The sequence below is a fragment of the Mesorhizobium sp. DxT genome, assembly GCF_058448885.1.
In genome coordinates, this window is the sequence record NZ_JBZFLJ010000004.1 from 200,790 (window position 1) to 227,191 (window position 26,402).

The 26,402-nt window shown below is 64.3% G+C and carries 27 protein-coding genes; 16 read left to right on the top strand and 11 right to left on the bottom strand.

Features of this window, described 5'->3' with window-relative positions:
• Window positions 1-59 precede the first annotated feature (59 nt).
• Window positions 60-1,016 (bottom strand): LysR substrate-binding domain-containing protein, encoded by a 957-nt coding sequence (locus ACVJNE_RS10220; RefSeq protein ID WP_368802311.1) that lies wholly within the window; start codon window positions 1,014-1,016, stop codon window positions 60-62.
• A 182-nt stretch (window positions 1,017-1,198) separates the two neighbouring features.
• Between ACVJNE_RS10220 and ACVJNE_RS10225 the strand changes: the two genes are divergently transcribed.
• Window positions 1,199-1,489, top strand: coding sequence for a YjiS-like domain-containing protein (locus ACVJNE_RS10225; protein ID WP_499565261.1), 291 nt, complete (start codon window positions 1,199-1,201; stop codon window positions 1,487-1,489).
• A 99-nt stretch (window positions 1,490-1,588) separates the two neighbouring features.
• On the opposite strand, the gene ACVJNE_RS10230 is transcribed toward ACVJNE_RS10225, so the two are convergent.
• The 3 genes from ACVJNE_RS10230 to ACVJNE_RS10240 all read right to left on the bottom strand — a co-directional run bounded on the left by ACVJNE_RS10230 (window position 1,589) and on the right by ACVJNE_RS10240 (window position 4,865).
• The gene (locus tag ACVJNE_RS10230; protein ID WP_499565262.1) at window positions 1,589-2,476 is read right to left on the bottom strand and encodes a DUF937 domain-containing protein; all 888 of its coding nucleotides are present in this window, start codon (window positions 2,474-2,476) and stop codon (window positions 1,589-1,591) included.
• 121 nt (window positions 2,477-2,597) lie between these two features.
• Complete coding sequence (locus ACVJNE_RS10235) at window positions 2,598-3,971, bottom strand: glutamate--cysteine ligase (protein ID WP_173186885.1); 1,374 nt, start codon at window positions 3,969-3,971, stop codon at window positions 2,598-2,600.
• Window positions 3,972-4,127: 156 nt separating this feature from the next.
• Complete coding sequence (locus ACVJNE_RS10240) at window positions 4,128-4,865, bottom strand: 16S rRNA (uracil(1498)-N(3))-methyltransferase (protein ID WP_499565264.1); 738 nt, start codon at window positions 4,863-4,865, stop codon at window positions 4,128-4,130.
• 134 nt (window positions 4,866-4,999) lie between these two features.
• On the opposite strand from ACVJNE_RS10240, the gene ACVJNE_RS10245 reads away from it, so the two are divergent.
• On the top strand, window positions 5,000-5,497 hold the full coding sequence (locus ACVJNE_RS10245; protein ID WP_499565266.1) for a GyrI-like domain-containing protein: 498 nt from the start codon (window positions 5,000-5,002) through the stop codon (window positions 5,495-5,497).
• A 3-nt stretch (window positions 5,498-5,500) separates the two neighbouring features.
• On the opposite strand, the gene ACVJNE_RS10250 is transcribed toward ACVJNE_RS10245, so the two are convergent.
• On the bottom strand, window positions 5,501-6,139 hold the full coding sequence (locus ACVJNE_RS10250) for a hypothetical protein (RefSeq protein WP_499565268.1): 639 nt from the start codon (window positions 6,137-6,139) through the stop codon (window positions 5,501-5,503).
• Window positions 6,140-6,227: 88 nt separating this feature from the next.
• Between ACVJNE_RS10250 and ACVJNE_RS10255 the strand changes: the two genes are divergently transcribed.
• The 9 genes from ACVJNE_RS10255 to ACVJNE_RS10295 all read left to right on the top strand — a co-directional run bounded on the left by ACVJNE_RS10255 (window position 6,228) and on the right by ACVJNE_RS10295 (window position 14,873).
• Entirely contained in the window at window positions 6,228-6,935 is a 708-nt protein-coding gene (locus tag ACVJNE_RS10255) for a type 1 glutamine amidotransferase (RefSeq protein ID WP_499565270.1), read from the top strand.
• Window positions 6,936-6,941: 6 nt separating this feature from the next.
• Window positions 6,942-8,156 (top strand): BaiN/RdsA family NAD(P)/FAD-dependent oxidoreductase, encoded by a 1,215-nt coding sequence (locus tag ACVJNE_RS10260; protein ID WP_499565468.1) that lies wholly within the window; start codon window positions 6,942-6,944, stop codon window positions 8,154-8,156.
• 173 nt (window positions 8,157-8,329) lie between these two features.
• Entirely contained in the window at window positions 8,330-8,626 is a 297-nt protein-coding gene (gene groES / locus ACVJNE_RS10265) for a co-chaperone GroES (RefSeq protein WP_173186877.1), read from the top strand.
• Between the two features lie 73 nt (window positions 8,627-8,699).
• Window positions 8,700-10,343: a chaperonin GroEL gene (gene groL, locus ACVJNE_RS10270; RefSeq protein WP_368802314.1), complete on the top strand. Its 1,644-nt coding sequence runs from the start codon at window positions 8,700-8,702 to the stop codon at window positions 10,341-10,343.
• 212 nt (window positions 10,344-10,555) lie between these two features.
• Complete coding sequence (locus ACVJNE_RS10275; RefSeq protein ID WP_421928920.1) at window positions 10,556-10,735, top strand: CsbD family protein; 180 nt, start codon at window positions 10,556-10,558, stop codon at window positions 10,733-10,735.
• A 287-nt stretch (window positions 10,736-11,022) separates the two neighbouring features.
• The gene (locus ACVJNE_RS10280) at window positions 11,023-12,414 is read left to right on the top strand and encodes an MATE family efflux transporter (protein ID WP_499565272.1); all 1,392 of its coding nucleotides are present in this window, start codon (window positions 11,023-11,025) and stop codon (window positions 12,412-12,414) included.
• Window positions 12,415-12,454: 40 nt separating this feature from the next.
• Window positions 12,455-12,889 carry a YqaA family protein gene (locus ACVJNE_RS10285; protein WP_499565274.1) on the top strand — a complete coding sequence of 145 codons (435 nt, stop codon included), beginning with the start codon at window positions 12,455-12,457 and terminating at the stop codon, window positions 12,887-12,889.
• Window positions 12,890-12,967: 78 nt separating this feature from the next.
• Window positions 12,968-14,359 carry a class II fumarate hydratase gene (fumC, locus tag ACVJNE_RS10290; RefSeq protein WP_499565276.1) on the top strand — a complete coding sequence of 464 codons (1,392 nt, stop codon included), beginning with the start codon at window positions 12,968-12,970 and terminating at the stop codon, window positions 14,357-14,359.
• A 133-nt stretch (window positions 14,360-14,492) separates the two neighbouring features.
• Entirely contained in the window at window positions 14,493-14,873 is a 381-nt protein-coding gene (locus ACVJNE_RS10295) for a DoxX family protein (RefSeq protein ID WP_499565278.1), read from the top strand.
• 103 nt (window positions 14,874-14,976) lie between these two features.
• Here the strand turns inward: ACVJNE_RS10295 and hisG are convergent, their stop codons facing one another.
• The 3 genes from hisG to hisS form a co-directional block, all read right to left on the bottom strand.
• Entirely contained in the window at window positions 14,977-15,672 is a 696-nt protein-coding gene (gene hisG / locus ACVJNE_RS10300) for an ATP phosphoribosyltransferase (protein ID WP_499565280.1), read from the bottom strand.
• 172 nt (window positions 15,673-15,844) lie between these two features.
• On the bottom strand, window positions 15,845-16,963 hold the full coding sequence (locus ACVJNE_RS10305) for an ATP phosphoribosyltransferase regulatory subunit (RefSeq protein ID WP_499565282.1): 1,119 nt from the start codon (window positions 16,961-16,963) through the stop codon (window positions 15,845-15,847).
• Between the two features lie 16 nt (window positions 16,964-16,979).
• Complete coding sequence (gene hisS / locus ACVJNE_RS10310) at window positions 16,980-18,431, bottom strand: histidine--tRNA ligase (RefSeq protein WP_499565284.1); 1,452 nt, start codon at window positions 18,429-18,431, stop codon at window positions 16,980-16,982.
• A 251-nt stretch (window positions 18,432-18,682) separates the two neighbouring features.
• Between hisS and ACVJNE_RS10315 the strand changes: the two genes are divergently transcribed.
• On the top strand, window positions 18,683-18,823 hold the full coding sequence (locus ACVJNE_RS10315; protein WP_173186863.1) for a hypothetical protein: 141 nt from the start codon (window positions 18,683-18,685) through the stop codon (window positions 18,821-18,823).
• A gap of 52 nt (window positions 18,824-18,875) precedes the next feature.
• Here ACVJNE_RS10315 and ACVJNE_RS10320 read toward each other — a convergent pair whose 3' ends face one another.
• Both ACVJNE_RS10320 and ACVJNE_RS10325 read right to left on the bottom strand, forming a co-directional pair.
• Window positions 18,876-19,619, bottom strand: coding sequence for a metallophosphoesterase (locus ACVJNE_RS10320; protein ID WP_499565470.1), 744 nt, complete (start codon window positions 19,617-19,619; stop codon window positions 18,876-18,878).
• Window positions 19,613-20,371 (bottom strand): (Fe-S)-binding protein, encoded by a 759-nt coding sequence (locus ACVJNE_RS10325; RefSeq protein ID WP_499565286.1) that lies wholly within the window; start codon window positions 20,369-20,371, stop codon window positions 19,613-19,615. The genes ACVJNE_RS10320 and ACVJNE_RS10325 overlap by 7 nt, the downstream gene beginning before the upstream one ends.
• A gap of 127 nt (window positions 20,372-20,498) precedes the next feature.
• Between ACVJNE_RS10325 and ACVJNE_RS10330 the strand changes: the two genes are divergently transcribed.
• The 4 genes from ACVJNE_RS10330 (at window position 20,499) to glcF (ending at window position 25,417) form a co-directional block, all read left to right on the top strand.
• Complete coding sequence (locus tag ACVJNE_RS10330; RefSeq protein WP_368802322.1) at window positions 20,499-21,995, top strand: FAD-linked oxidase C-terminal domain-containing protein; 1,497 nt, start codon at window positions 20,499-20,501, stop codon at window positions 21,993-21,995.
• 36 nt (window positions 21,996-22,031) lie between these two features.
• Window positions 22,032-23,237 carry a glycolate oxidase subunit GlcE gene (gene glcE / locus ACVJNE_RS10335; protein ID WP_499565288.1) on the top strand — a complete coding sequence of 402 codons (1,206 nt, stop codon included), beginning with the start codon at window positions 22,032-22,034 and terminating at the stop codon, window positions 23,235-23,237.
• A 45-nt stretch (window positions 23,238-23,282) separates the two neighbouring features.
• Window positions 23,283-23,660 (top strand): DUF4870 family protein, encoded by a 378-nt coding sequence (locus tag ACVJNE_RS10340; RefSeq protein ID WP_499565290.1) that lies wholly within the window; start codon window positions 23,283-23,285, stop codon window positions 23,658-23,660.
• A 425-nt stretch (window positions 23,661-24,085) separates the two neighbouring features.
• Window positions 24,086-25,417 (top strand): glycolate oxidase subunit GlcF, encoded by a 1,332-nt coding sequence (gene glcF, locus ACVJNE_RS10345; protein WP_499565292.1) that lies wholly within the window; start codon window positions 24,086-24,088, stop codon window positions 25,415-25,417.
• A gap of 3 nt (window positions 25,418-25,420) precedes the next feature.
• On the opposite strand, the gene ACVJNE_RS10350 is transcribed toward glcF, so the two are convergent.
• The gene (locus tag ACVJNE_RS10350) at window positions 25,421-26,278 is read right to left on the bottom strand and encodes a bile acid:sodium symporter family protein (RefSeq protein ID WP_499565294.1); all 858 of its coding nucleotides are present in this window, start codon (window positions 26,276-26,278) and stop codon (window positions 25,421-25,423) included.
• Between the last annotated feature and the right edge of the window lie 124 nt (window positions 26,279-26,402).

Below are 26,402 nucleotides of genomic sequence, written 5' to 3' on the forward strand. Positions count from 1 at the left end.
GCGATTGGCAGCAAACTGCGGACAAACGCCTGCTGGCTCATCGCTGCAGGCGTTGACCGTTACCAGCCAGCCATCGCCGGCCGTTGCTTCTGTCGCTTCACGCGGGCAAACGCCATTCCGTCGAAGTCGAACTGGCCGGACTCCTCGGGAACAGGCACGGAGATGTTGTCGAGGCTGTCGCAGATGTGACGCGCCAGCGCATCGACCAGCTCCGGCTGGCTCGAATGGCCCCGCACGATGCCGATGCGCACGTCGGGCAGGGCGCCGAACCCGTCCGTCTCCCCGAGTATGCGCATGCCAGGCCGCAGCGCACACTCCGGCAGAATCGAAACGGCCTGGCCCGACAGCACTGCCGCGATGATGACGGTAGCCGACCAACTCGTGAACAGGATGCGGTAGTCGCGGCCCATCTGGTCGAGCATGTCGCAGGCCGTTCTGCGCCACATACAGGTGGCGCGGCCGACAGCGATCGGCAGCACGTCCTCCATGTGGATCGAGTGGTTCGCTGAGGTGACCCACAGAAGCGGCTCGCGCCGCACCACCTCGGCCGCGCCCTTGTCACTGTCGTGGGTGATCAGGGCGATGTCGAGATGGCCGCGCTTGATGTGGTCGATCAGGTTCACCGTTGGCTCACAGATGACGGACAGTTCCACGCGCGGGTTGGACCGCGCGAAGCGGGCCATGATCTCGGGCAGGAATCGGTCAGCATAATCGTCCGGCGTGCCGATGCGAATATGGCCTTCCAGGCTAGCGTCGTCGAAGGCCGCCAGCGTCTCCCTGTTCAGGCGCAGAAGTCTTCGTGCATAGGTCAGCAGGCGTTCGCCTTCCTCGGTCAGCCGGTTTGTGCGGCCTTCCTTTTCGAAGAGCGCCTTGCCCAGGCGTTCCTCCAGCCGCCGCATCTGCATGGAGACCGCCGATTGCGTGCGATGCACTTCATCCGCGGCCCTCGTGAAGCTGCCGGTGTCGGCTATGGTGATGAACGTGTGAAGCTGGTCGAGATCGAGCGGAGCGGCCATGCGCGTGATCCATCATGTTTTCTGATCCAACACATTAAAAACATTCGTTAGACTAATCAATCGCCTCGTGGGACTGTCTCGATGCTAACCAGCAGACGCGATTCAACAGCGACTGTCGCGGCGCATTCGTGCGCTGGCGGTGGATTCGTGATGCGCCGCGTCGATTTTGAAGGAGAGATGAGATGACCGCCCTTGACCACCACACGCATGCGATCGCTGCCGAACGGCGCACGGTTGCCGCCGTGTCGCGCGTGGCCAACGGTTTCCGCGCATTCCTGCGCGCGCTCATCAATCGACGCGAAGTAAACCGCCTCGGCGATCTGTCGGACCACGAACTCGCCGACATCGGCCTGATGCGCACCGACCTCGTGGTCGCCATGCGCTCGCCGATAAGCATAGATCCGACGGCGCGTCTCAGCGACATCGCCCGCGAACGCTACCTCACCGAGGACGGCGCGCGCCGGGTTTGCTGATGCCACAGTTTCCGCAGGCTGACTCCCACATCCCGCCGGTTCCCCTCCGGTAGCCTGCATGCTGCCCGGTCATCCTCCCAGGATGGCCGGGCTTTTTTATTAGCGCCGCGGGTTCTTCATGCCCTGCAGGAACTGGTCGAAGACCGATTCCATATTCTTCTGGTAATCGTCCCGCGTCTTGCGACCGCTTTCGAACATGTCGCCGAAGAGATCGTCATAGGGCGTTCGCGCGCGTCCGCTTGGATTGGTGCGCGGCTGGGGTTGGGATTCGCGCTGGGTCTGCGGCCGAGGCTGTTGTTGCCCGCCCCGCATCATCTCCTCGAAAATCTTGCCGAGCGGGTTGTCGAAAGGCCCCTGCGGTGCGCTGGGCGCCTGCCGCTGGGCCTGTCCGCCGCCGAACATGCCTTCCAGGATCTTGCCGAATGGGTTGTCGAACTGGTTGAGGTCGGGCTGCGGCGCTTCCGGGCGTGGTGCCGGCTGCTGGGGCATGCCGCCCTGCTTCATCATCTGCTCGATGATTTCCTGAAGCGGATTGCCCTGGCCGCCGAAGCCGGCTGCCTGCACCTGGCCGGTCGACTGCTTGAAAAGCCCGCCCATGATCATCGTCGCCAGCGCGGGCAGCATCTGCTTGAGGACGTCCTGGCCGATGCCTGTCGCCTGCGAGGCCTGTGCCGCCACTGCGCGCGAAAGCTCCTTGGAGCCAAAAAGATGGCCTAGGATGCCGTTGCCTTCTTCCATGCCCTGAGGCGAGAAGGATCTCGTCGCATCCTCGAAATATTTCGCGTGCTGGCCGGAAGACAACGCAGTGAGGAACGAGCCGAGATCGTAGGGGTTCGAGGCATTGCGCTTCAGCCCCTGGCTGAAGGCAGGCAGCAGCGCTTCCATGGCCTGCTGTGTCTGCTGTTGGGAAAGGCCGAATTGCCGCGCCATCTGGTCGACGGCGTTGCCGTTTTGGGCCTGGGCGAGCATGTCGAACAACGGCAGCATGGCGGTCTCCTCCGGTATCGCTTTGGGCCGAAAGCCTACCCTATGGGCAGGCGTTCGCAAGCGTCATCGCAAGTTTGCCATAGGCGGGCATCGTGGAGTGCGGTGCCGGAAGCCCTCTGCCTCAGTAGGCGTATTCGAGGAAGACGGGTTCGATGGAGCCGCCCCAGCGCGTGTTGTAAGCCTTGAGCATCTCCTCCGCGCTCGTGCTGCCCCGCGCGACCACTTCCTCCAGCGGGGCAAGAAAGCCGGTCTCGTCGTAGCCTTCGCGGTTCTTGCGGTCACGGCGGGCGAGGCCGCCGCGCGAGATGTCGAGCACGTCGCGCGCAACCTCGCGCAGCGTCCTGTTCCCATAGGGCGTCGCCAGTCCCTGCGCCGGCACGGCATTCCGCATCGCCTCGACGTCGGTAAAGGTCCACTCTTTCGTCAGTGCCTCAGCGGCGTCCAGCGCGGCCTCGTCATAAAGAAGACCGACCCAGAAGGCGGGCAGGGCGCAGATACGCCGCCACGGCCCGCCGTCGGCGCCGCGCATTTCGAGAAAGCGCTTGAGCCGTACATCGGGAAACAGCGTGGACAGATGGTTGGCCCAGTCGCCCATCGTCGGCAACCCGTCCGGCACGCTGTCGCGGAGCGCCCCGTCCATGAACTGGCGGAAGGTGACATGGGTCACGTCGAAGTAGCGCCCCTCGCGGATCAGGAAATACATCGGCACGTCGAGCGCCCATTCGACGTAATCTGCGAAGCCGAAATCGGGCGAGAAACACAATTCCAGCAGGCCCGCCCGCTGGTTGTCGGTGTCGCGCCATATCTCGCCACGCCAGCTCTGCAGGCCGTTTGGCCGTCCCTCGGTGAATGGCGAGTTCGCGAAAAGCGCGGTCGAAAGCGGCTGCAGCTTCAACGAGACCTGCATCTTGCGGCGCATGTCCGCCTCGCTCTCGAAGTCCAGGTTCACCTGGATCGTGCAGGTCCGGTACATCATATCGAGGCCCTGCGTCCCAACCTTCGGCATGTAGGCCGTCATGATGTCGTAGCGCGATTTCGGCATGCGTGGCGTTTCGGCGAGCGTCCATTTCGGGCTGCCGCCAAGGCCGAGGAAGCGGATTCCCAGGGGCTCGGCGATCTCGCGAAGCTGGGCGAGATGGGCGTTGCCTTCTCGGCATGTCTGGTGGATCGTCTCGAGCGGCGCTCCGGAGAGCTCGAACTGACCGCCCGGCTCAAGCGAGATCGCGCCCTGTCCGGTCGGCTCCACCAGTCCGATGATGTGGCCGGCATCGACGATCGGTTCCCAGCCGAGCACACGCTGCATGCCTTCCAGTAGTGCCTTGATGCCGCGCTCGCCGCCATAGGGTACCGGTGCGTTGCCGTCGATATAGAAGGGAAACTTCTCGTGCTCGGTGCCGATTCTCCATTGGTCGCGCGGCTTGTTGCCGGCGCTCAAATAGGAGACCAGTTCGTCGATGCCTTCGATCGGCCGGAAATCGGTCGTGTCGCGCGCCATGTCGTTTCCTCAACTAAATGTCCGGCCGGCCGTTCTTGCGACGGCGCGCGAGTGTTGAACGAAAGACCGCCGTGCGATCAAGCGAAAAATCCTGACAGCACGTTGACGCTAAGTTGATTGTCGCGCGTTGAAAGCTTCTCGTGGCCTTACCATGCATCAGCTCCAGTCGCCGATTGTCGCCTGGATAACGGCGAGAGCAGCAACCGCCGCCGTGTCGGCGCGCAGGATACGCGGGCCAAGCGGTATGGCGGTCACGAACGGCAAGGCTCTCAGCATTCGGCGTTCGTTTTCTGAAAATCCCCCTTCGGGACCGACGAGCAGGCCAATTCTGGTTTCAGCGATCGAACGCAGCGCCGGCACCGGGTTGTTTGTTGCGGCGTCCTCGTCGCATAAAATCAGCCGCCTGTCGGGTTCCCAGTCGCCGAGCAGCCGCTCCAGTTTCAGGGGCGGGCGCACCGGCGGCACTGCCAGCACGCCGCACTGCTCGGCCGCCTCGATCGCGTTCGCCTCGAACTTCTCAAGCGATGTCCTGGTGTTTTGTGTGTGCTGGGTGATGACGGGCTGCAGCACGCCAGCGCCCATTTCCACGGCCTTTTGCACCAGATAATCGAGCCGGCCGACTTTCAGGGGGGCAAAGGCGTAGATGAGGTCCGGCCTGGGCGGTTGCGGCCGTGTCTGGCTTTCCACCACAACGCTAACCGCCTTCTTTCCAACCGCTTCTATTCGCGCGCTCCACTCGCCGTCGCGCCCGTTGAAGACGAGTAGTTCGGCCCCTTCGGCCATGCGCAGCACGTGGGCCAGATAGTGGCTCTGTGCCTTGTCGGCCTCGAAGGTCGTGTTCTGGGCGAGGTCGTGCGGCACGTAGAGCCGCTGAAGCTTGTAGTTGGCGCGCATGATGCTGTGTTGCGATGGCTGCCCGGCATTCGTCAAGTTCGCGGGGCGCTGAATTTTTCCCGCCCTTCTGTCGGGTCGGTCCCGCCGCAAGCGTCCTGCGTTCGGAGTTAAGCAACGCGAAGGAGAAGAATGCAATGCTCACTTTGCCGGAAATCGTCGAGCGTGGTCCGCAGCCCTATGTCGCCGTGCGAGAACGTGTTTCGCTCGGCGCGATGAAGCCGACGGTGGACCGGGCGTTCCAGAAGCTGTTCGGATGGCTTGGCGCGAACGGAGTGGAGCCGGTCGGCGCTGCGTTCTTCAAGTACAATGTCATCGACATGGGTGGAATGTTGGAAGTCGAGTTCGCTGTACCGGTAGCAAAAGAGGTCGATGCAGGCGGAGAAATCACCGCAGCCATGCTGCCGGCAGGCCACTATGCTCAGGTCAAATGGACCGGCCCCTATGACGCGCTCGTGGATGTCAACGCCGTGCTGGTCGGCTGGGCGAAGGAAAAGGGTGTCCGCTGGGACGCGCAGGAAACGCCTGAAGGCGACCGCTTCGCTGCCCGCATCGAGATCTATGAAAACAACCCAGCCGAAGTCGAAGACCCGAAAGACTTGGTGACGACAGTCGCCATCAAGATCGCCGACTGATCTTCAGGCCCTCGCACTGGGATGCCACGCCGGCGCATAGCCTGCTCGCAACGCCGCGATTGTGGATCGTGGCGTGAGGAGCCGGGCATGCGCAGGCAAGGCCCGGGGCTCCCCATACCCGCTGAAGCTCCATGGCAGTGCCAGTCCGGCTCGGAGTGCAAATATTCCTGCATTGGCCGCGATTGCCGCGCCGTCGGGAAGCTGGCGGATCTGGTCTTGCTGCAGCGGCGGCTTCTCGCCGGTGACGGCGTGCCTTTCGGCGTGCAGCAGGCTGTCGATCCGAGGCGCCGGTGCAGTGGTAAGCCAGGCGCCCTTGGCGAAGCACCGTTGAAAATCCTGCGCCACCTCTCGCCGGCAATAGAAGCAGGGCCGGTGGCCTGCAGAGAGCGCCGTAACCTCGTCGAGAAAGAAGAGTTCGGTCCAGCCGGCGCCGCCCGACGGGCTGTTGCGCCCCATCGGCTCCCGCCGCGTTCCGTGCGGGTGTTCCAGTGTGCAGACGATCCAAGCCTTCGTCGTCCAACGTCGCGCCAGAAGCGCCTTCGACGCTGGATCGTGAATGACGCCGCGATTGCCTGTGAAGAGACCCCGCGCCGTCGTCGCGACGATATCCCCGGCGGGGTCGACCCGGTTTTGCAGTGGCACAAGCAGCCTCCCTTTCCTGCGTCGCGCGCGCCATGCTATCGCTCCGCGCAGTCTTCGACACCACCCGAAAAAAAAGCCGGAAGCCGCCATGCACGTTCTTGTTGTCCAGAATTTCGAGGGTGCGAGCCTCGGACAGGTGGCGATTGCGCTCGACGAAGCCAATGCAACCGTCGAGACGATCCGCGCCGACAAGGGTGAGCCGCTGCCGGACGGCGCGAATGGCTACGACGCACTGGTCGTGCTGGGTGGCGCGCAAAATGCGCTGGCCGACGATATATGCCCGTGGCTTCCCGCACTGTGCGATCTGATGCGCGATTTCTCCGAAGCCGATCGGTCCGTGCTCGGCATTTGCCTTGGCAGTCAGCTTCTCGCTCGCGCCTATGGTGCGCAGAACATCGTAGGCGGGGCGACCGAGTTCGGCTGGCGCGAGGTCGAGTTGACGGGCGACGGCGTTGCCGACCCGATCTTTGAAGGCGTGGGTGAACGCTTTCGCACCTTCGAGTGGCACGATGATACTTTCATGTTGCCCAGCGGTGCCGTTCGGCTTGCCGGCAATCTCGACGTTCAAAATCAGGCTTTCAGGGTTGGCCGCGCGGCCTATGGCATGCAGTTTCATTTCGAGGCCGACCGGCCGATGGTCGAGCGATGGAGCGATGCATTCGCGACGCTGTTGGCCGATCTCCAGCCTGGTTGGGCCGAGCGGCACCCTGCTGAGGCCGCCCTGCACGGACCGCAGGCCGACGCTGCCGGCATGACCATCGCCCGCAACTGGGTGCGCACCATCGCAGCGCCTTAACCCGTGATGCGCACCGAGACTTTCGATACCGTCATCCTCGGCGCGGGCGCGGCGGGCATGATGTGCGCCATTCATGCCGCTGCGCGCGGCGGTCGTGTGCTCGTGCTGGACCATGGGAAATCGCCAGGCGAAAAAATCCGCATCTCAGGCGGCGGCAGGTGTAACTTTACCAATCTCGGGTCGAGCCCCCGCAACTTCCTCTCGCAAAATCCGCATTTCGCCAAGTCGGCTTTGGGCCGCTACACGCAGCACGATTTCATCGCGATGGTGGAAAAACACGGCATCGCCTACCACGAAAAGACGCTCGGGCAGCTCTTTTGCGACAACTCCGCCAAGGACATCATAGCGATGCTGCTGGATGAGATGGCGCAGGTCGGTTGCGAGATCAGGCTCAAGACAAGCCTCGGTACGGTCGAACGAACGGATGCGGGGTTTTCGCTTGTGCTGGCGGGTGATGGCGCGGGCAAGGTGCGATGCCGCCACTTCGTGGTCGCTTGCGGGGGGAAGTCCATTCCCAAGATGGGCGCGACGGGGTTGGGCTATCAGATCGCGGAGCGGTTCGGGCTTGCCGTCACCGAAACGCGACCCGCGCTCGTCCCGCTGACATTCGGCGAGGACATGCTGGAAGGTTTCCGCGAGATCGCCGGCGTGGCGGTCGATGCGCGCGTTTCCTGCGGCAAGGCCGCCTTCGAAGAGGCTTTGCTGTTCACCCACCGCGGCCTTTCCGGCCCGTCCATCCTGCAGATTTCCTCCTATTGGCGCGAGAAGCAGCCTATCCGCATCGCCCTGCTGCCGGATGTCGACCTCTCGTCCGCCCTGCTTGCCGCCAAACGGGAAAACGGGCGACGCAGCATCGCCAACGCGCTGGGTGAAATCCTGCCGAGGCGGCTGGCGTCGTATCTGGCGCAGACGCATGGCTGGTCGGGAACCCTCGGTGAGGCAAGCGACCGGAAGCTCTTGTCGATCGCGCAGGCGCTTCATGGATGGGAGCTGTATCCCGTCGGATCAGAAGGCTACCGCACCGCCGAGGTGACTTTGGGCGGCGTGGATACGGCTTGCCTGAACTCGCGGACGATGGAAGCGAAGGGGGTCGATGGCCTCTATTTCATTGGCGAGGTGGTCGACGTGACCGGCTGGCTGGGCGGGTACAATTTTCAGTGGGCGTGGTCGTCGGGCTGGGCGACCGGGACGGCTATCGCCGAACGCGGTACGGCGCATTAAGTAAAACCACACGGCCCTTAACCAAGACGCGCGTCGATCTTCTTGACTCGCCCGGGCGCAGTGACTATCTCACCGCTCATGTTAGCACTCTCTTCAGGTGAGTGCTAACCGCGATCCGGCCCCAGCCGGACGGAGGGAACCCTTAACCTATCCTTATCGAGGACACCAGAGACATGGCAAAGTCGAAATTCCGCCCGCTCCATGACCGCGTGGTCGTTCGTCGGGTCGAATCCGAGGAAAAGACCGCCGGCGGGATTATCATCCCGGACACCGCCAAGGAAAAGCCGCAGGAAGGCGAAGTTGTCGCCGTCGGTTCCGGCGCTCGTGACGAGGCCGGCAAGCTCGTGCCGCTCGACGTCAAGGCCGGCGACCGCGTCCTGTTTGGCAAGTGGTCCGGCACCGAAGTGAAGCTCAATGGCGAAGACCTTCTGATCATGAAGGAATCCGACATCATGGGCATCATCGGCTAATCCGACCAAACCCGATTTCAGGTTCATAATGGCCGGTTCGCCAGGCGACCAGCCGTGAAAACAGGAGCTCAACATGGCTGCCAAAGACGTAAAATTCTCCCGTGACGCCCGCGAGCGCATGCTGCGCGGTGTCAACATCCTCGCCGACGCCGTGAAGGTCACGCTCGGCCCCAAGGGCCGCAACGTCGTCATCGACAAGTCGTTCGGCGCCCCGCGCATCACCAAGGACGGCGTCACCGTCGCCAAGGAGATCGAGCTGGAAGACAAGTTCGAGAACATGGGCGCCCAGATGGTGCGTGAAGTGGCCTCGAAGACCAACGACATCGCCGGTGACGGCACCACCACCGCGACCGTTCTGGCCCAGGCCATCGTGCAGGAAGGCCACAAGGCCGTCGCTGCCGGCATGAACCCGATGGACCTGAAGCGCGGCATCGACCTCGCTGTCAGCGACGTCGTCGCCCAGCTCGCCAAGGCCACCAAGAAGATCAAGACCTCGGAAGAGGTTGCGCAGGTCGGCACCATCTCGGCGAACGGCGAGAAGGAAATCGGCGAGATGATCGCCGCCGCCATGCAGAAGGTCGGCAACGAGGGCGTCATCACCGTCGAGGAAGCCAAGACCGCCGAGACCGAGCTCGAGGTCGTCGAGGGCATGCAGTTCGACCGCGGCTACCTGTCGCCGTACTTCGTCACCAACCCGGACAAGATGGTTGCCGAGCTGGAAGACGCCTACATCCTTCTGCACGAGAAGAAGCTCTCCAACCTGCAGGCAATGCTGCCGGTGTTGGAAGCTGTCGTGCAGACATCCAAGCCGCTCCTCATCATCTCGGAAGACGTCGAGGGCGAGGCTCTGGCCACGCTGGTCGTCAACAAGCTGCGCGGCGGCCTCAAGATCGCTGCCGTCAAGGCTCCGGGCTTCGGCGATCGCCGCAAGGCCATGCTGGAGGACATTGCGATCCTCACCGGCGGCCAGGTGATCTCGGAAGACCTCGGCATCAAGCTTGAGAATGTCGGCCTCAACATGCTCGGCCGCGCCAAGAAGGTGTCGATCTCCAAGGAAAACACCACGATCGTCGACGGCGCCGGCAAGAAGGGCGAGATCCAGGGCCGCGTTGCCCAGATCAAGCAGCAGATCGAGGAGACCTCTTCCGACTACGACCGTGAGAAGCTCCAGGAGCGTCTGGCGAAGCTGGCTGGCGGCGTGGCCGTCATCCGCGTCGGCGGTGCGACCGAGGTCGAGGTCAAGGAAAAGAAGGACCGCGTCGATGACGCCCTGAACGCGACCCGCGCGGCCGTTGAGGAAGGCATCGTTCCTGGCGGCGGCACCGCGCTGCTGCGCGCTTCCCACAACCTCAAGGCCAAGGGCGAGAACGCCGATCAGGACGCTGGCGTCAACATCGTTCGTCGCGCTCTGCAGGCTCCGGCCCGCCAGATCGCGACCAACGCCGGTGACGAAGCTTCCGTGATCGTCGGCAAGATCCTCGAGAACAAGTCGCAGACCTATGGCTACAACGCCCAGACGGGCGAGTTCGGCGACATGATCTCCAACGGTATCGTCGACCCGACCAAGGTCGTGCGCACCGCACTGCAGGACGCGGCTTCGGTTGCCGGCCTTCTGGTCACCACCGAGGCCATGATCGCCGAAGCTCCGAAGAAGGAATCGGCGGCTCCGGCGATGCCCGGCGGCGGCATGGGCGGCATGGGCGGCATGGACTTCTAGGAAGTCCATAAAGCTCGCCCATCGCTTAAGAATCTCAAGCCCGTCAAGCGGGCTTGAGTGGCGGCATGGATTTCTAGGAAGTCCATAAAGCTTCAGAATATGAAGGGGCGGCAGCAATGTCGCCCCTTTTTCTTTGTGCTCAGGCAACCAAAATCCTGTCCTGCCGTTGTTTGAGGCCGCAAAGGCGCGGTTGCTCGAAAGGAACCAGGCAGATGGTCAACAAGGATCAGGTCAAGGGTGTCGCAAAGCAAGCCACGGGTTCGGTCAAGGAAGCTGTTGGCAAAGCCACTGGCTCGAAGAAAACCGAAGCCAAGGGAAAGGCCGAAAAGGCTGCCGGCAAGGTCCAGAAGGGCTTTGGCGATGCCAAGGAAAAGGTCAAGAAGGCGCTGTGAAGCATTGCTTCTGAGCAATACAAGGGGGCGAGCCAATCGCTCCCTTTTTTGTTTTAGGCGAGGGAGAGACCAGGAATTAGCGAAGGCGCTGCAAGGGCGATGAGCGCGATGCGCCATTGACAGCTTTGACGCTGCCCGCTACCCACCGCCGCGGCAAGAGGCGCCAGCCGCTCGCGGCGAAAGCCAAGGTGAAGCCTCTCCGACACGCCCGTCGTAACCGACGCATCGGCAACAATGGCAATGCGAGCCCCATTCGCTCTCCTTCGATGCGATCTGGAGACGACCATATGACGACGCCTGAACCGTCGCGTCAAAACGCGTTCCTGCACGGCCCGTTAGGCCCGCTTTTCATCAAGACCGCACTTCCAATTATTCTCATCATGAGCACGAACGGTCTGCAGACCGTGATCGATGCCTGGTTCCTCGGCGAATTCGTCGGCGCGGATGCACTGGCTGCCGTAACGCTGATGTTTCCGGCATTCATGCTGCTGGCCGCGCTTTCGACACTCGTCGCGAGCGGCATGGCAAGCGTGCTGGCCCGCACCTTCGGCGCCGGCGATATCGGCGCCGCGCGCGTGGTCTTTGCCGGCGCGCACGGCCTTGCGCTGTTGGTCTGCGCGGTGCTGAATGCCTGTTTCTGGCTGGGCGGAGAGGCTCTGGTCAACCGCCTTGCAGATGGTTCGCCGTCGCTTGCAGCCATGGGCTACACCTATATCGCGATCGTCATCTGGAGCTCTCCGTTGATGTTCGTCCTGTCCATCAATGGCGATGCGTTGCGCAGCGAAGGACGGCTTGGCTTGATGACCGTGGCTAGCCTCGTCACTTCCCTCGCCAACATCGTCATGAACTATCTGCTTATTGTCGAGTTCGGCTATGGCGTTGCCGGCTCCGCAATCGGCACCGTGCTTGCGCAAATTATCGCGCTGGCGATCGTGGTGGTCTATCGGACGAGGGGCAGGACGCCGCTTCGCTACGGCGTGTTTTCCGTCCGACAATGGCGCGCGCATTGGGGATCGTTCCTGGCGCTTGGCGCACCGCAGAGCCTGAGCTTCATCGGCATCTCGCTGACGGCTGCGGCCGTGATCCTTTCCGTCCAGCGCTGGTCGGGCGAAGACTATGCGGCCACCGTCGCCGCTTACGGCATCATCACGCGCATCATGACCTTTGCCTTCATGCTGCTGCTGGGCCTCAACATGGCCATGCAGACGATCGTCGGCAACAATTTCGGGGCGCAGCTCTGGTCGCGCTCCGATGCGGGGCTCCGGCTCGGCCTTGCGGCGGCGCTTGGCTACTGCCTCGCCTTCGAGGTCGCGATGCTGCTTTCCGCCCCGGTGATCGGCGGTATCTTCGTCGACGATCCGGCCACCATCGCGGAGGTCGGGCGCATTCTGCCGGTGACGATCATGCTCTATGTCGTTGCCGGACCGATGATGATGCTTTCCGGGTATTTCCAGGCGATTGGCGATGCGCGACGGGCGCTGTTGCTGAGCGTGACGCGAACCTACTGTTTCACGATCCCGCTGACTATCGCCCTGCCATTTGCGATCGGAGAGTGGGGTATCTGGTACGCCGGACCGACCTCGGAAGGGCTTATGCTCCTGCTTGCGCTGGGCCTGCTGGCCTATACTCAGGCCGCAACCGGCTATCGCTGGGGCGTGTTGCGGGCTGCTAGATCGTGAACCGGCCCGGGTAGGGCGAAGGAAGGGGCGAGCGTGACACGTGGCGGATAGTTCCTGGCTCCTTGTGCTGGCGCTGTCCGCCTTCAGCTCCGCCACGCTGCTGCCCGGATCCTCGGAGGCAACGCTGCTTGGATTGCACCTGTCTCAGGTCGCGCCGGGGTGGCTGTTGCTGGCAGTTGCGTCGCCGGCCAACGTGGCCGGCTCATGTGTCAACTGGATGCTAGGCCGGTTTGCGGCCCTTTATGTCGGGCGGCGTTGGTTTCCGGCTACGCTGGCGCAGCTTGACCGCGCGTCCGCGTGGTATCGTCGGTTCGGTTGGCCGACACTTCTGCTTTCCTGGGTCCCGGTCATTGGCGATCCGCTGACGGTCGTGGCCGGCATCCTGCGCACACCGCTATGGCTGTTCCTGATCGTTGTGGCCTTTGCCAAGACGGCGCGCTATGCAGCCTTGCTCTGGTTGATCGACCTGATCTGAGCACGAGATTTAATGCCGGCCACGCCAGCCCCGTATGGATGAGCAAGCTACGGACGGCTCTGAAAAAGGAGACCGACAATGACGAAAACCCGCACCGAAACCGACACTTTCGGCCCCATCGAGGTCGATGCCGGAAAATATTGGGGCGCGCAGGCGCAGCGCTCGCTCGGCAATTTCAGGATCGGCTGGGAGAAGCAGCCGCAGCCGATCGTGCGCGCGCTCGGCATCGTCAAGCAGGCCGCTGCGGAGGCCAACATGGACCTCGGTCGCCTCGACCCTGCGCTCGGCAAGGCAATCGTCGATGCGGCGCAAGAGGTGATCGATGGCAAGCTGGACGATCACTTTCCGCTGGTCGTCTGGCAGACGGGATCGGGCACCCAGTCTAACATGAATGCCAACGAGGTGATCTCCAACCGGGCAATCGAGATGCTCGGCGGCGAGATGGGCTCCAAGAAGCCGGTTCACCCCAACGACCACGTCAATATGAGCCAGTCGTCCAACGACACCTACCCGACGGCGATGCACATCGCCTGCGCGGAGGAGATCGTGCACCGGCTGCTGCCGGCTTTGAAGAATCTGCACGGCGCGCTGGACGCGAAGGCAAAGATGTGGGGCGACATCATCAAGATCGGCCGCACCCACACGCAGGATGCGACGCCGCTGACACTCGGCCAAGAGTTTTCCGGCTATGCGCAGCAGGTCGAAAACGGCATCGCCCGCATCGAACAGACCTTGTCGGGCCTGATGCAGCTCGCGCAGGGCGGCACGGCTGTCGGCACCGGCCTCAATGCACCTGTCGGCTTTGCCGAGAAGGTCGCCGCGCGCCTTGCCGCGATTACCGGGCTCGCCTTCACCAGCGCGCCCAACAAGTTCGAAGCGCTGGCAGCGCATGACGCGATGGTATTCTCCCACGGCGCGATCAACACGGTCGCGGCGTCTCTGTTCAAGATAGCCAACGACATCCGCTTCCTCGGTTCCGGCCCGCGTTCGGGCCTTGGCGAACTGGCGCTGCCGGAAAACGAGCCCGGCTCGTCGATCATGCCAGGCAAGGTCAACCCGACCCAGTGCGAGGCGCTGACGCAGGTCTGCGTGCAGGTTTTCGGCAACCAAGCGGCGCTCACCTTTGCGGGCAGCCAGGGCCATTTCGAGCTGAACGTGTTCAACCCGGTCATGGCCTACAACTTCCTGCAGTCGGTGCGGCTGATGGCGGATGCGGCGGTCTCCTTCACCGACAATTGCGTGGTCGGCATCGAGCCGCGTGTCGACAACATCAAGGCCGGCGTGGAGCGGTCGCTGATGCTGGTGACGGCACTGGCGCCGAAGATCGGCTACGACAATGCGGCAAAGATCGCCAAGACGGCGCACAAGAACGGCACGACACTGCGCGAGGAGGCGCTCGCCACCGGGCTGGTGACCGAGCAGGAATACGATTCCATCGTGCGGCCCGAGGCGATGACGCAGCCGGGGTGAGGCACCCAGAGATTGTGAACGGAATTTTCGGTGCCGTTCGCAATCAATGAACACTGAGTTTGCAGCTCTGCGGATTGTTGCAGCGCACAGATAGTTTATTTGGGCGGGACGAAACCCGGAGAGTTACCTGCCAATGTCAAACGACCTCGTACTACTCGTCGCGCGCATCTTTCTCGTCGCGCTGTTCCTCGCTTCCGGCATCCCGCTGATTTTCGCTCCTGGCGGCTTCGCCGGCTTCATGGGCTCAATCGGCTTGCCCGCACCCATGCTCGTCACGTGGATCGTCATCGCCGTAAAGGTGCTTGGTGGACTGGCCGTTCTCGTCGGCTTCCAGACGCGCTATGCAGCTTATGCTCTTGCCGCCTTCTCGATCGGCTCGGCACTGCTCGGCCACACCAACTGGGCCGACATGAATGAGTTCAACAACTTCTTCAAGAATTTCGCGATCGCCGGCGGCTTCCTTGCCCTGTCGGTTGCGGGCTCGGGCGCGCTGTCGGTTTCCGGCCGCCGCTGATCCCAAGCCCTCCCAAGGCGGATACGAAGAGGCCCGGAACAATCCGGGCCTTTTCTTTTGGGTAGGCTGAAGCAGGCCGTGCATACACTGGCCTAGAGAGAAACTATCCGCCGTTCACCGCTTTCAGCACACCATCCAGCGCCGCAGCATCCGCGTTGCTCCGCTCCTTCAGCGATTGCACGAGGCACGCTTCCGAGCGCAGGATCACGCCGTCTTCCAGTATCTTCAGGTGGTTGGCGCGCAACGTCGAGCCCGTCGTCGTGATGTCGACGATCACGTCCGCCGAACCGGCCGCCGGTGCACCCTCGGTCGCGCCGAGGCTCTCCACGATGCGATAGACCTGAATGCCGTGCTGGCTCGAAAAGAACTGCTGGGTCAGCCGCCAGTATTTGGTGGCGATGCGCAAACGGCGGCCATGCCGCTGTCGGAAATCGGCAGCGACGTCGTCGAGGTCCGCCATGGTGTCCACGTCGAGCCAGGCGTCGGGCACGGCGACGACCACGTCTGCGCGGCCGAAGCCGAGCCGCGCGCCGACCGACACGCGCTTTTCCCATTCCGGTATGGTCTCGCGCACGAGGTCCTCGCCGGTCACGCCGAGATCGACCGTTCCGGCACCCAGCTCGCGGGCGATTTCGGACGCGGAGAGGAAAGCGACTTCGATGTCGTCGCGCCCTTCGACCCGCGCGCGATAGCGGCGCTCGTCTTCCGGCTGGACGACCACCAGCCCCGCGCGCGTCAGCGCCTCCATTGCCTCATCCTTGAGGCGGCCCTTGGAAGGCAGTGCAAGCGTGATGGTCATGCCGCCCCCCTTTCCTTCGACTCTATCCTCGCGGGTTGGCGGATTGCATAACCCCACCCCTCACCCCTCCCCACAAGGGGGAGGGAGATTCTGAGGCGCTGATGCCCCCCTCCTCCTTGTGGGGAGGGGTAAGGGGTGGGGGTAGGAACGTAAGAAGCCATACGCCGACGGGTCATGCCGTATCTCCCCGCAGCGCCGCGATACGGTCGAGCCAGACGGAGAAGCCGACGCCGGGAATGGGGTTCGCGGCGCCGAGAAGCGTGAGCAGCCGATCGTAGCGCCCGCCACCAACGAGTGGCTTGGCGCCGCCGGTCGTCGAAATCTCGAAGACGAGGCCGGTATAGTAGTCGAGCGGTCGGCCGAAGCTTGCATCGTAGTCGACGCCGCCCGTTGCCAGTCCATGCGCCCGAAGCGCTTCGACCCGCGCGCCGAACAGGTCGAGCGCGGCACCCAGCGATACGCCTGCATCGCCGGCGAAACCGCCAAGCGCGGCGGCCGCTTCTTCCAGCGGCACGCGAATGGCGAGGAACCGCTTCAGCGCGTCGACTGCGTCCTTCGAAAGCCGCACGCTGCGCAGTTCGGCCTTTTCGATCAATCGCCGCGCGATTTCCCGGGGCGTGCGCCCGGCGCTCGCCGAAAGGCCGGACTGTCCCATCAGCACGCCGACATGGCCGGCAAGGCCGTCGATGTCGCCCTCGGATACGAAACCAGCCACCGCCTCGGCGGGCGCCGCGCGCTGGGACGGGTTGGCCAGATCGTCGAGCGCGGCCACAAGCTGCTCGCGCGACCCGAAGGCGCGCGCCAGCCGCTTCTGCCAGCCGCGCGGCAGGCCGAGCGCCGCCAGCACCGCCTCGAACACGCGCTGGTCGCCCAGCGTGACGGCCAGCGTCTTGCCGGGCAGGGTGCGTGCCAGCAGGGCATGGGCGTCGGCAATCGAGCGGGCGTCGGCGGTGGCGATGTCGGTCTCGCCGAGGTCCTCGATGCCGGCCTGGAAGAATTCCGCCTCGCCCTCGCGGCGCTGGCGAAACACCTCACCCAGATAGCCGTAGCGGCGCGGCGTGCCGGCGCGGCTGGCGATATGGTCGAGGCAGACGGGAATCGTGAATTCGGGCCGCAGGCACAGCGCCTCGCCGGTCTCGCTCTCGGTCAGGAATATGCGGCGGCGCAGGTCTTCGCCCGCCATGTCGAGGAACGGATCGGCGGGCTGGATGGTCGGCACGTCGATCAGCCCGGCCCCGCGTTCGGAAAACAGCGCGAGGATGTCGGGCGCGAATGAGGGCAGGGCGGTCATTGCTGTGCGCGCCGCATCACGCTTTTCGCTCCGCCGCCTGATCCGCCAGCACCTTGCGCACCGCCTCGACCAGCTCGCTCACGGGCACGGAAAACTGCGCCGGGCGGCTTTCGCGCCATTCGGTGTTGTCGGTGATCGCCTCGGCGGCTTTCGCGCCGGCGACGAGGTCCTTGATCTGCACCTCGCCTTTTTCCAGCTCGTCGCCACCCTGAATGACGACGCAAGGGCTGCCGCGCCGGTCGGCATATTTCATCTGCGCCTTCATGCCCGAGCCGCCGAGATACATCTCCGCGCGGATGCCGGCCTGGCGCAGCGAGGCGACCATCTTCTGGTAGCGGCCGAGCGCTTCGGTGTCCTTGTCCATGACGAGGACGACCACGGGGGCGACGACGTCGGAAGCGTCGAGCTTGCCGAGATTCTTGAGTGCCGCGGTCAGACGCGAGACGCCGATGGAAAAACCCGTCGCCGGCACCGGCTCGCCGCGAAAGCGCGAGACCAGCCCGTCATAACGCCCGCCGCCGGCCACGGAACCGAAGCGCACGATCTCGCCCTTCTCGTTGGGCACCTCGAACAGCAACTCGGCCTCGTAAACCGGGCCGGTGTAGTATTCGAGCCCGCGCACTACGGAAGGGTCGATTTTCACGCGCCCATCGTCGTAGCCAGCGGCAGCGCAGAGCGCGCGGATCTGCTCCAGTTCGTCGACGCCTTCGTTGCCCGCTACCTTGCCTGTCTCGATATAGTCGAGCACCGCATCGATGGCTGTATCATCCAGCCCCGCACCCTTGGTAAAATCACCGCTCTCGTCTAGCCTGCCCTTGCCAAGCAGGAGCCTGACCCCTTCCGGCCCGAACTTGTCGAGCTTGTCGATGGCGCGCAGGACGGTGAGCCGGCGACCGGCATTCTCGTCGCCGCCGAGGCCGATCGCCTCCAGCACACCGTCGAGCACCTTGCGGTTGTTGACGCGGATCACGTAGTCGCCGCGCTTGATGCCGACGGCTTCCAGCGTGTCGGCCATCATCATGGCCATTTCGGCGTCCGCCGCCACGCCGGGCGTGCCGACGATGTCGGCGTCGAACTGCATGAACTGGCGGAAGCGGCCAGGGCCGGGCTTCTCGTTGCGGAACACCCAGCCCTGCCGGTAGGACCGGTACGGCTTCGGCACCTGGTCGAAGTTTTCCGCCACGAAGCGCGCCAGCGGCGCAGTCAGGTCGTAGCGCAGCGACAGCCACTGTTCGTCGTCGTCCTGGAAGGAAAAGACGCCTTCGTTCGGGCGGTCCTGGTCTGGCAGGAATTTTCCGAGCGCGTCGGTGTATTCCACCATCGGCTGCTCGACCGGCTCGAAACCGTAGAGCTCGTAGACTTCTCTGATGCGCGCGGTCATCGCGTCGACGGCGCGTATGTCGGCCGCATGGCGATCGACGAAGCCTCGCGGGAGCCGCGCCTTCATCCTGTCCGCCTTGTCAGCCATGGTTTTCCGTCCGTCTGTCTTGGAGAATGCATCCCCGGCGGGGAGCGCCGGTTTCCTAGCCGATAAGGTCCGGAGCGGCAAGGGCGGCAGGTGCGTTGCATTTCAGCAACGCTCAGCCGAATCCCCCGGAGGACATACCAAATGGATATGGCGTTTGTGGAACGCCGGCCCTATCAGCGCGTTCCGAACGAAGCCGGCCCGAAACCGGATCGTAACTTTGTCGAAGCTATAACATCGGAAAACCAACCGAGATGTCGCCCGTGAAAGCCGTTATCCTGTCCGTATTCATGCTCTCCGGCATCCTGATGTGGGGCGCGGGCATCTATGCCGCCGACGCGGCAGGCGATCACATCGCCGTCGACGGCTACGGCGTCACGATGGCGACGCGCTAATCGGGCTTTAGAGAACTTGGTTGGAGATACGCGCTTTAGAACGCGCGCGGCTCTAGGCTTCAGCCACCAGAAACCGTTTTTGCATTCCGTCGACCACGAGCGCGGTCAGCCGCCCGCTGTCGAACGCGGCCGTGTCGACGTTGACACGGTTTCCCATCACCTGCGGATCGTGATGCGGTGTGTGGCCGTGCACCACGACCTTCTCGAACAGGCCGGGATGGTTCAGGAACTCGCCCCGAATCCAGATCAGGTCGTGCGGGCTCTGCGCGTCGAGCGCCACGCCGGGCCGCACGCCGGCGTGACAGAAGAAGAAATCGCCGAACGAGATCGAGCGCGGCAGATCGCGGATAAAAAGCGGATGAGCGTCGGGCATCGCAGCAAGCAGTCGCCGGTGGCTGTCGGCGCGAGCCTGCGGGGTCTGCACGTCCAGCACCACGCCGTATGAGGCGGCGGTGTCGAAGCCGCCATAGCGCACGAAAAGCTCGGAGTCGGCGGGGGAGGCGAGAAAGTCCAGCATGCCTTCGTCGTGGTTGCCCATCAGTGCGAGGACGCGTTCGTCGCGCGCGGTGGCGTCCACCAGAAAGTCCAGCACCTGCGCGGATTGCGGCCCGCGGTCGACATAATCGCCGAGGTGGATGATGCGCCAATCCGACGGTCTGTCCCGCTCGAGCTCGTCGGCAATCAGCGCGTGCATGCGCGTCAGCAGGTCGAAGCGGCCATGCACGTCGCCGATGGCGTAGAGCCTCATGCCGTCCGGCGCAGCCGCATCCAGGAAATGTACGCCTTCGTTCATGATGCGCCTCCCGCGCCGATCGGCGGCGTGTCGTTCATCCCTGCCAGTACCTCGGCCACGTGTCGAACTTCCACCGCCGATCCGTCGCGCTTGAGGCGCCCTGCCAGCCCCATCAGGCAACCGAGATCGCCGGCGAGCAGCATGCCCGCGCCGGCCGCACGGATGCTGGCAGCCTTTTGCGCCGCAGCCTTGCCCGCCAAGCTGGCACAGCCTTCGGCACCAAGTCCGCAGCAGGTGGCAGCACCCTCCATCTCCCGGAGCGAGAGCCCGTCTACCGAGGCGATCAGCCGGCGCGGCTGCGGCGCGAGCCCGCCTCCGCACGCATCCTGATAGGTCACGCTGCCATGAAGCCGCGCATCCACGCGCGAAACGCCCCTGACGTCGACCAGAAAGGCGACCAGCTCGTGCACCTTAGCACAGAACGCTTGCGCGCGTTTCGTCCACGCCTCATCGCCAGCAAAGTAATCCGCATGATAGGCCATCAGCGTCTCGGCGCAGCTCCCGGACGGCGCCACCACATAGTCGAAATCCTCGAAGGCGCGGATGGTTGCTTCGGCAGCCGCACGGGCGTCGGCCGCATCGGCAACGCCGCGCGATGGCCGTCCGCAGCAGCTCTGCGCCGCAGGTACCTCGACGATGCAGCCGGCATCCTCGAGCAACTTGACCGCCGCGAAACCCACGCTCGGTCGAAACAGATCGACAAGACACGTGACGAACAGGCCGACGCGCGGCGGTTTTGAACTGGTTTGCCGCAAAATTGGTCCCGTCCGCACACTATTTGCCTGCCGCGATTGCGGATTTTCCACTACCCGCGGCGCGCGAGCTGGTTATAAGGACTGTGCTTCGCTGGCGGAAGGCCCCGCCGCGATGAAGGAGGAAGTCATGTCCGGCCTTGCCATGCCAGCCCTCGATACGGCCACGCTTGCGCGGCGCGACGAGATCGTTGCCGATATGCGCATCATCGTGCCCGGCGAGGGCGTGGTCGACACCGAAAACGCGATGCGTCCGTTCGAGACGGATGCGCTGACGGCCTACCGGCAGCTTCCGCTGGTGGTGGTGCTGCCGCAGACGACGGCGCAGGTGGCGCGCATCCTCAAATATTGCTCCGACCGCAATATCCGTGTCGTGCCGCGCGGCTCGGGCACCTCGCTGTCGGGCGGTGCCTTGCCGCTCGGCGATGCGGTGCTGCTGGTGATGAGCCGCTTCAACCGCATCCTCGATATCGACTACGCCAACCGCACCGTCACGGCGCAGCCGGGCGTCACCAATCTCGGCATCACCAACGCCGTCCAGCACGAAGGTTTCTATTACGCGCCGGACCCGTCCTCGCAGATCGCCTGCTCGATCGGCGGCAACGTCGCGGAAAATTCGGGCGGCGTGCACTGCCTCAAATACGGGCTGACGGCCAACAACGTGATCGGCGTCGAGATGGTGCTGATGAATGGCGAGGTGGTGCGCCTGGGCGGCAAGCATCTCGACGCGGAGGGCTACGACCTGCTCGGCATCATGACCGGTTCGGAGGGCCTGCTGGGCGTGGTGACAGAGGTTACCGTACGCATCCTGAAGAAGCCGGAGACGGCCCGCGCCGTGCTGCTCGGCTTCCCGTCCAGTGAGCAGGCGGGCCAGTGCGTCGCCGACATCATCGGCGCCGGCATCATTCCGGGCGGCATGGAGATGATGGACCGCCCGGCGATCAAGGCGGCGGAGGACTTCGTCCAGGTCGGTTATCCGCTCGACGTGGAAGCGCTGCTGATCGTCGAGCTCGACGGCCCCGGCGCCGAGGTCGACCACCTGATTGCCGAAGTCGAGGCGATCGCCGGCCGCAACGGTTCGACCACCTGCCGTATATCCACCTCCGAAGAGGAGCGCATGGCATTCTGGGCCGGCCGCAAGGCAGCCTTTCCTGCGGTCGGCCGCATCTCCCCCGATTATCTGTGCATGGACGGCACGATCCCGCGCAAGGAGCTGCCGAAGGTGCTGGCGGGCATGCGCGAGCTTTCGGAAAAATACCGGCTGCGCGTCGCCAACGTCTTCCATGCCGGCGATGGAAACCTGCATCCGCTCATCCTCTACGACGCCAACAAGGACGACGAGCTCGAGCGCGCCGAGGCGTTCGGCGCCGACATATTGCGCCTGTGCGTCAAGGTCGGCGGTGTGCTGACCGGCGAGCACGGCGTCGGGGTCGAAAAGCGCGACCTGATGCCGGAAATGTTCTCCGAGGACGACCTCAACCAGCAGATCAGGGTCAAATGCGCCTTCGACCCGAACCACCTGCTCAACCCCGGCAAGGTGTTCCCGCAACTCCACCGATGCGCCGAACTCGGCCGCATGCACGTCCACCGCGGACAGGTGGCGTTCCCAGATATTCCGAGGTTTTGAGATAGGCGCACGGCCCGGCCAGATTGACAGACTCGCATGACGACATTCACCCCCGATACAGCCGACGAAACGCTCGAGGCCATTCGCTGGGCCGTCTCCGAGGAGACGCCGCTTGAAGTGCTGGGGCAGGGCTCCAAGCGCGGGATCGGCCGCCCGGCGCAGACGGAACATGCGGTGGACTTGTCGCGTCTCACCGGCGTGACGCTCTACGAACCCGAGGAGCTGGTGCTGTCGGCGCGCGCGGGCACACCGCTGGCCGAGTTGCAGGCGCTTCTGGCGCAGCACCGCCAGGAATTTGCATTCGAGCCGATGGATTACGGGCCGCTGCTGGGCGTCGAGCCCGGCCGGGGCACCATTGGCGGCGTGCTCGCGGCCAATCTTGCCGGCCCGCGCCGCCTCAAGGCGGGCGCGGCGCGTGATCATATCCTCGGCGTCCATGCCGTTTCGGGGCGCGGGGAGGCGTTCAAGTCGGGCGGGCGGGTGGTCAAGAACGTCACCGGCTACGACCTTTCCAAGGCGATGGCCGGCTCGTGGGGCACGCTCGCGGTGGTGACCGACGTGACCTTCAAGGTGCTGCCGGCAGCCGAGACCGAAGCGACGCTTGTGCTGCGCGGGTTGACAGAGGAAAAGGCCGCCGATGCGATGGCGATCGCCATGGGATCGAGCGGCGAGGTTGCTGGCGCGGCCCACCTGCCCGAAAGCGTCACTGGCCGCGTGCTCGACGGCGCCTTGAAGGGCAGGGGCTCGACGCTGCTGCGCCTCGAAGGCTTCGGCCCGTCCGTCGCCTACCGTTTCGAGCGGCTTGCAACCCTTCTCTCCGGTTACGGCACGCATGAGCGGCTGGAGGAGGAACAATCGCGGCGCGTCTGGCGCGAGATCCGCGACTGCCAGCCCTTCGCCGACGGCACCCAGCGTCCGGTCTGGCGCGTTTCGATGGCGCCGTCGGATGGCCACCGCATGGTCATGGCGCTGCGCATGGGTGCCGCGGTCGATGCCTTTTATGACTGGCAGGGCGGCCTCGTCTGGTTACGCATGGAAGGCGATCCCGAGGCCGATGCGCTGCGGCATCTTATCGCCCGCCATGGCGGCGGCCACGCGACGCTGGTCCGTGCCGCGCCGTCGGTCCGCGCCGCCGTGCCGGTCTTCCAGCCGCAGCCGCCGGCGCTTGCAGCGCTTTCGCAGCGCCTGAAGGATCAGTTCGATCCGAAAGGCATCCTCAATCCCGGACGGTTGAATGCCTGACCGGTCCATGACAGCTTCGCTCCGTTCTCACAGGGAGATCACGCAATGTCCGATCCGAACATGAACCCGGTGCCCCGCAGCACGGATGGCTGGCTCGATCCGGGGCCGAAAAACGTGCAGGTGATCTACATCTGCTACCTCGTCGGTTTCGTGATCGGCGTCACCACGCTGGTGGGCATCGTTCTCGCGTACCTCAACCGCGGCAAGTCGCCAGCGTGGGTGGAAACCCATTATACCTGGGCGATCCGCACCTTCTGGATCGCTCTTCTGTTCGGCTTCATTTCGCTGCTTTTGCTTTTCGTCGCCATCGGCTTCCTGACGGCACTGGCAACCGCGATCTGGGTCGTCGTGCGCGTGGTGATCGGGCTGCAGGCCATCGGCCGCAGCGAGCCGATCAAGAACCCGCAAAGCTGGCTGATCTAGCGGGGGAGTTGCATCTTGGGTCGAGTTGCAGGACCGCCATCCAAATCAGCCGAGGTACGTGCATGGAAGCGAACCGTTGCGTTTGAGCGCCGTCGCCGAGCCGACGAGCCACCAACACCAATGCTTGCAGTACCGAGTGCAAATAGACGCCAGCATGCGCTGCTATGGGCTATAGACTGCAAAGGCGGCGAACTCGTAGTGGGTAGCAAAGGTTGCCCCCCATATACGCGCGACATGCGGGAACTGGTACGGTGGGGCATGCTGCGTCTTACTAGGCGCCATCAACTTGGTATTGGCCTAAACGTGCTTGTTATGACCGACCGCGGTCGAGCGTTGATACGTAGGATGCCGCCCGATAACGCGGCGGTCGGCTACGTCGTGAATGCGTTCGAATCCGATACTCTACGCTGAGGCCTAATACTGGAATGCAGACCAACTTTTCCCTCGCCCAGCTTGCCGACGCGCATGTCGCCGAATCGGAGCAGATTCTACGCAAATGCGTACATTGCGGGTTCTGTACGGCGACATGCCCCACCTATGTGACGCTCGGCAATGAGCTGGATAGCCCGCGCGGGCGCATCTACCTCATCAAGGATATGCTGGAGAACGGCAGGGCCGCGGACGAGGAGATCGTCACCCACATCGACCGCTGCCTCTCGTGCCTCTCCTGCATGACGACCTGCCCGTCGGGCGTGCACTACATGCACCTCGTTGACCACGCCCGCGCGCATATCGAGCAGACCTACCGCAGGCCGTTCCTCGACCGCACGATCCGCGCGGTGCTGGCGGCGGTCCTGCCCTATCCCGCGCGTTTCCGCTTCGCGCTCGGGCTCGCGCGCTTCGGCCGGCCGTTCGCGGGGCTGTTCGACAAGATGCGGCCGCTGAAGCCGCTTGCGGCCATGCTGAGGCTGGCGCCTTCGTCGGTGCCGGCAAAGCAGGAAGCAGTTTCCGCCGCCCCGGTCGAGGGCGTCCAGCGGCGCGGCCGCGTCGCCATTCTGGCCGGCTGCGCGCAGTCGGTGCTGGACCCCGGCATCAACGCGTCGACCGCGCGGCTGCTCGTGCGTTTCGGCGTCGAGGTCGTTGTGCCAGCGGGGGAGGGTTGCTGCGGTGCTCTGGTCCATCATATGGGCCGCGAGGATGACGCACTGGCTGCGGCGCGGCGCAATGTCGACGCCTGGACGCGCGAGATCGAAGCCGGCGGGCTGGACGCCATCATCATCACCGCCTCGGGCTGCGGCACCACGATCAAGGATTACGGTTTCATGCTCCGCCTCGATTCGGCCTACGCTGAAAAGGCCGCCCGTGTGTCGGCGTTGGCGAAGGACATCACGGAGTATCTCGCGACCCTCGAGCTGCCGGAACCCGACACACGTCCGGGCCTGACCGTCGCCTATCACTCCGCCTGCTCGATGCAGCACGGCCAGAAAATCCTGCGCCAGCCGAAGGACCTGCTGGCGCGCGCGGGCTTCCTCGTCAGGGAGCCGGCGGAAGGGCATCTGTGCTGCGGCTCTGCCGGAACCTACAATATCCTGCAACCTGAAATCTCGCGCACGCTGCGCGATCGCAAGGTCAGGAACATCGAGGCGACCGGCGCGGTCGCGGTCGCCACTGGCAATATCGGCTGCATCACCCAGATCGCCTCAGGCTCCAACCTGCCGGTGATCCACACCGTCCAGCTTCTCGACTGGGCCTGGGGCGGGCCGAAGCCGGCGATGCTGCCGGACGTGGTGTCGTCCTCATCCGAGGTGGCTGCCTGACCTTCAGCCCGCCAGGCGCCTCCGCCACAGCACGAACGGGATCGATACCACATACATGGTGATGCCGTAGACGCCCGACGGCAGGCTGAACGGCGGCAGCGCCGAGGCCTGCTCGACGATCAGCGAGCCGACGGTGATGCCCAGCGTCGCGTTCTGGATGCCGGTTTCGATGGAGATCGCCGTCGCTTCGTCTCGGCTGAGGGAGAACAGCCGGGCAAGCCCGAGCCCGAGAGCCAGCAGCACGACGTTGAGGATCACCACGACCGGGCCGAGCACCTGCAGGTTCTCGACGAGGAGCCGCCAATTGGCCGCGACGGCGCCAACCACGACGATGATGAACAGCGCCAGCGCGATCTTCTCCACAACCCCTTCAATTCTCTGCGCGAAGCCGCTGGCGAGGCCGCGCACGAGCATGCCGAGGATCACCGGCACCGCGGTGATGAGGAACATCGAAAGCCCGAGTGCCGTCACGTCGACAGGCGGCGCGTCGAGGCCCATGAATCGGTCCGCGAAAAATGCCACCAGCAACGGCACCGTCGCCACCGCCACCAGGCTGATGATGCCTGTCAGCGAGATCGAAAGTGCGAGGTCGCCCTTGCCGTATTTTGTCAGGACGTTGGAGGTTACGCCGCCGGGGCACAGCGACAGGATCATGATGCCGACCGCTAGCTCCGGCGGCAGGTTGAAGATTACCGCCAGCGCATAAGCGACGATCGGGATGAGGATCAGTTGCGAGGCCGCACCGATGGCAAAGGCCTTTGGCCGCAGCAAAACGCGCCGAAAGTCGGCCAGGGTCAGGCCGAGACCCAGCGAGAACATGATGATTGCCAGCGCAAGCGGCAGGAATACTGTCAGAAGCATGTTTATTGGTCCCCCGAACGGCTGCCCTCCCGCAGCCTCGCCAATCCTTAGCGAAAGCCGCTACGTCAGACAAATGCGGCGAACCTAAACAAAGGGCGGCCCGACCGATGCCGGACCGCCCTTT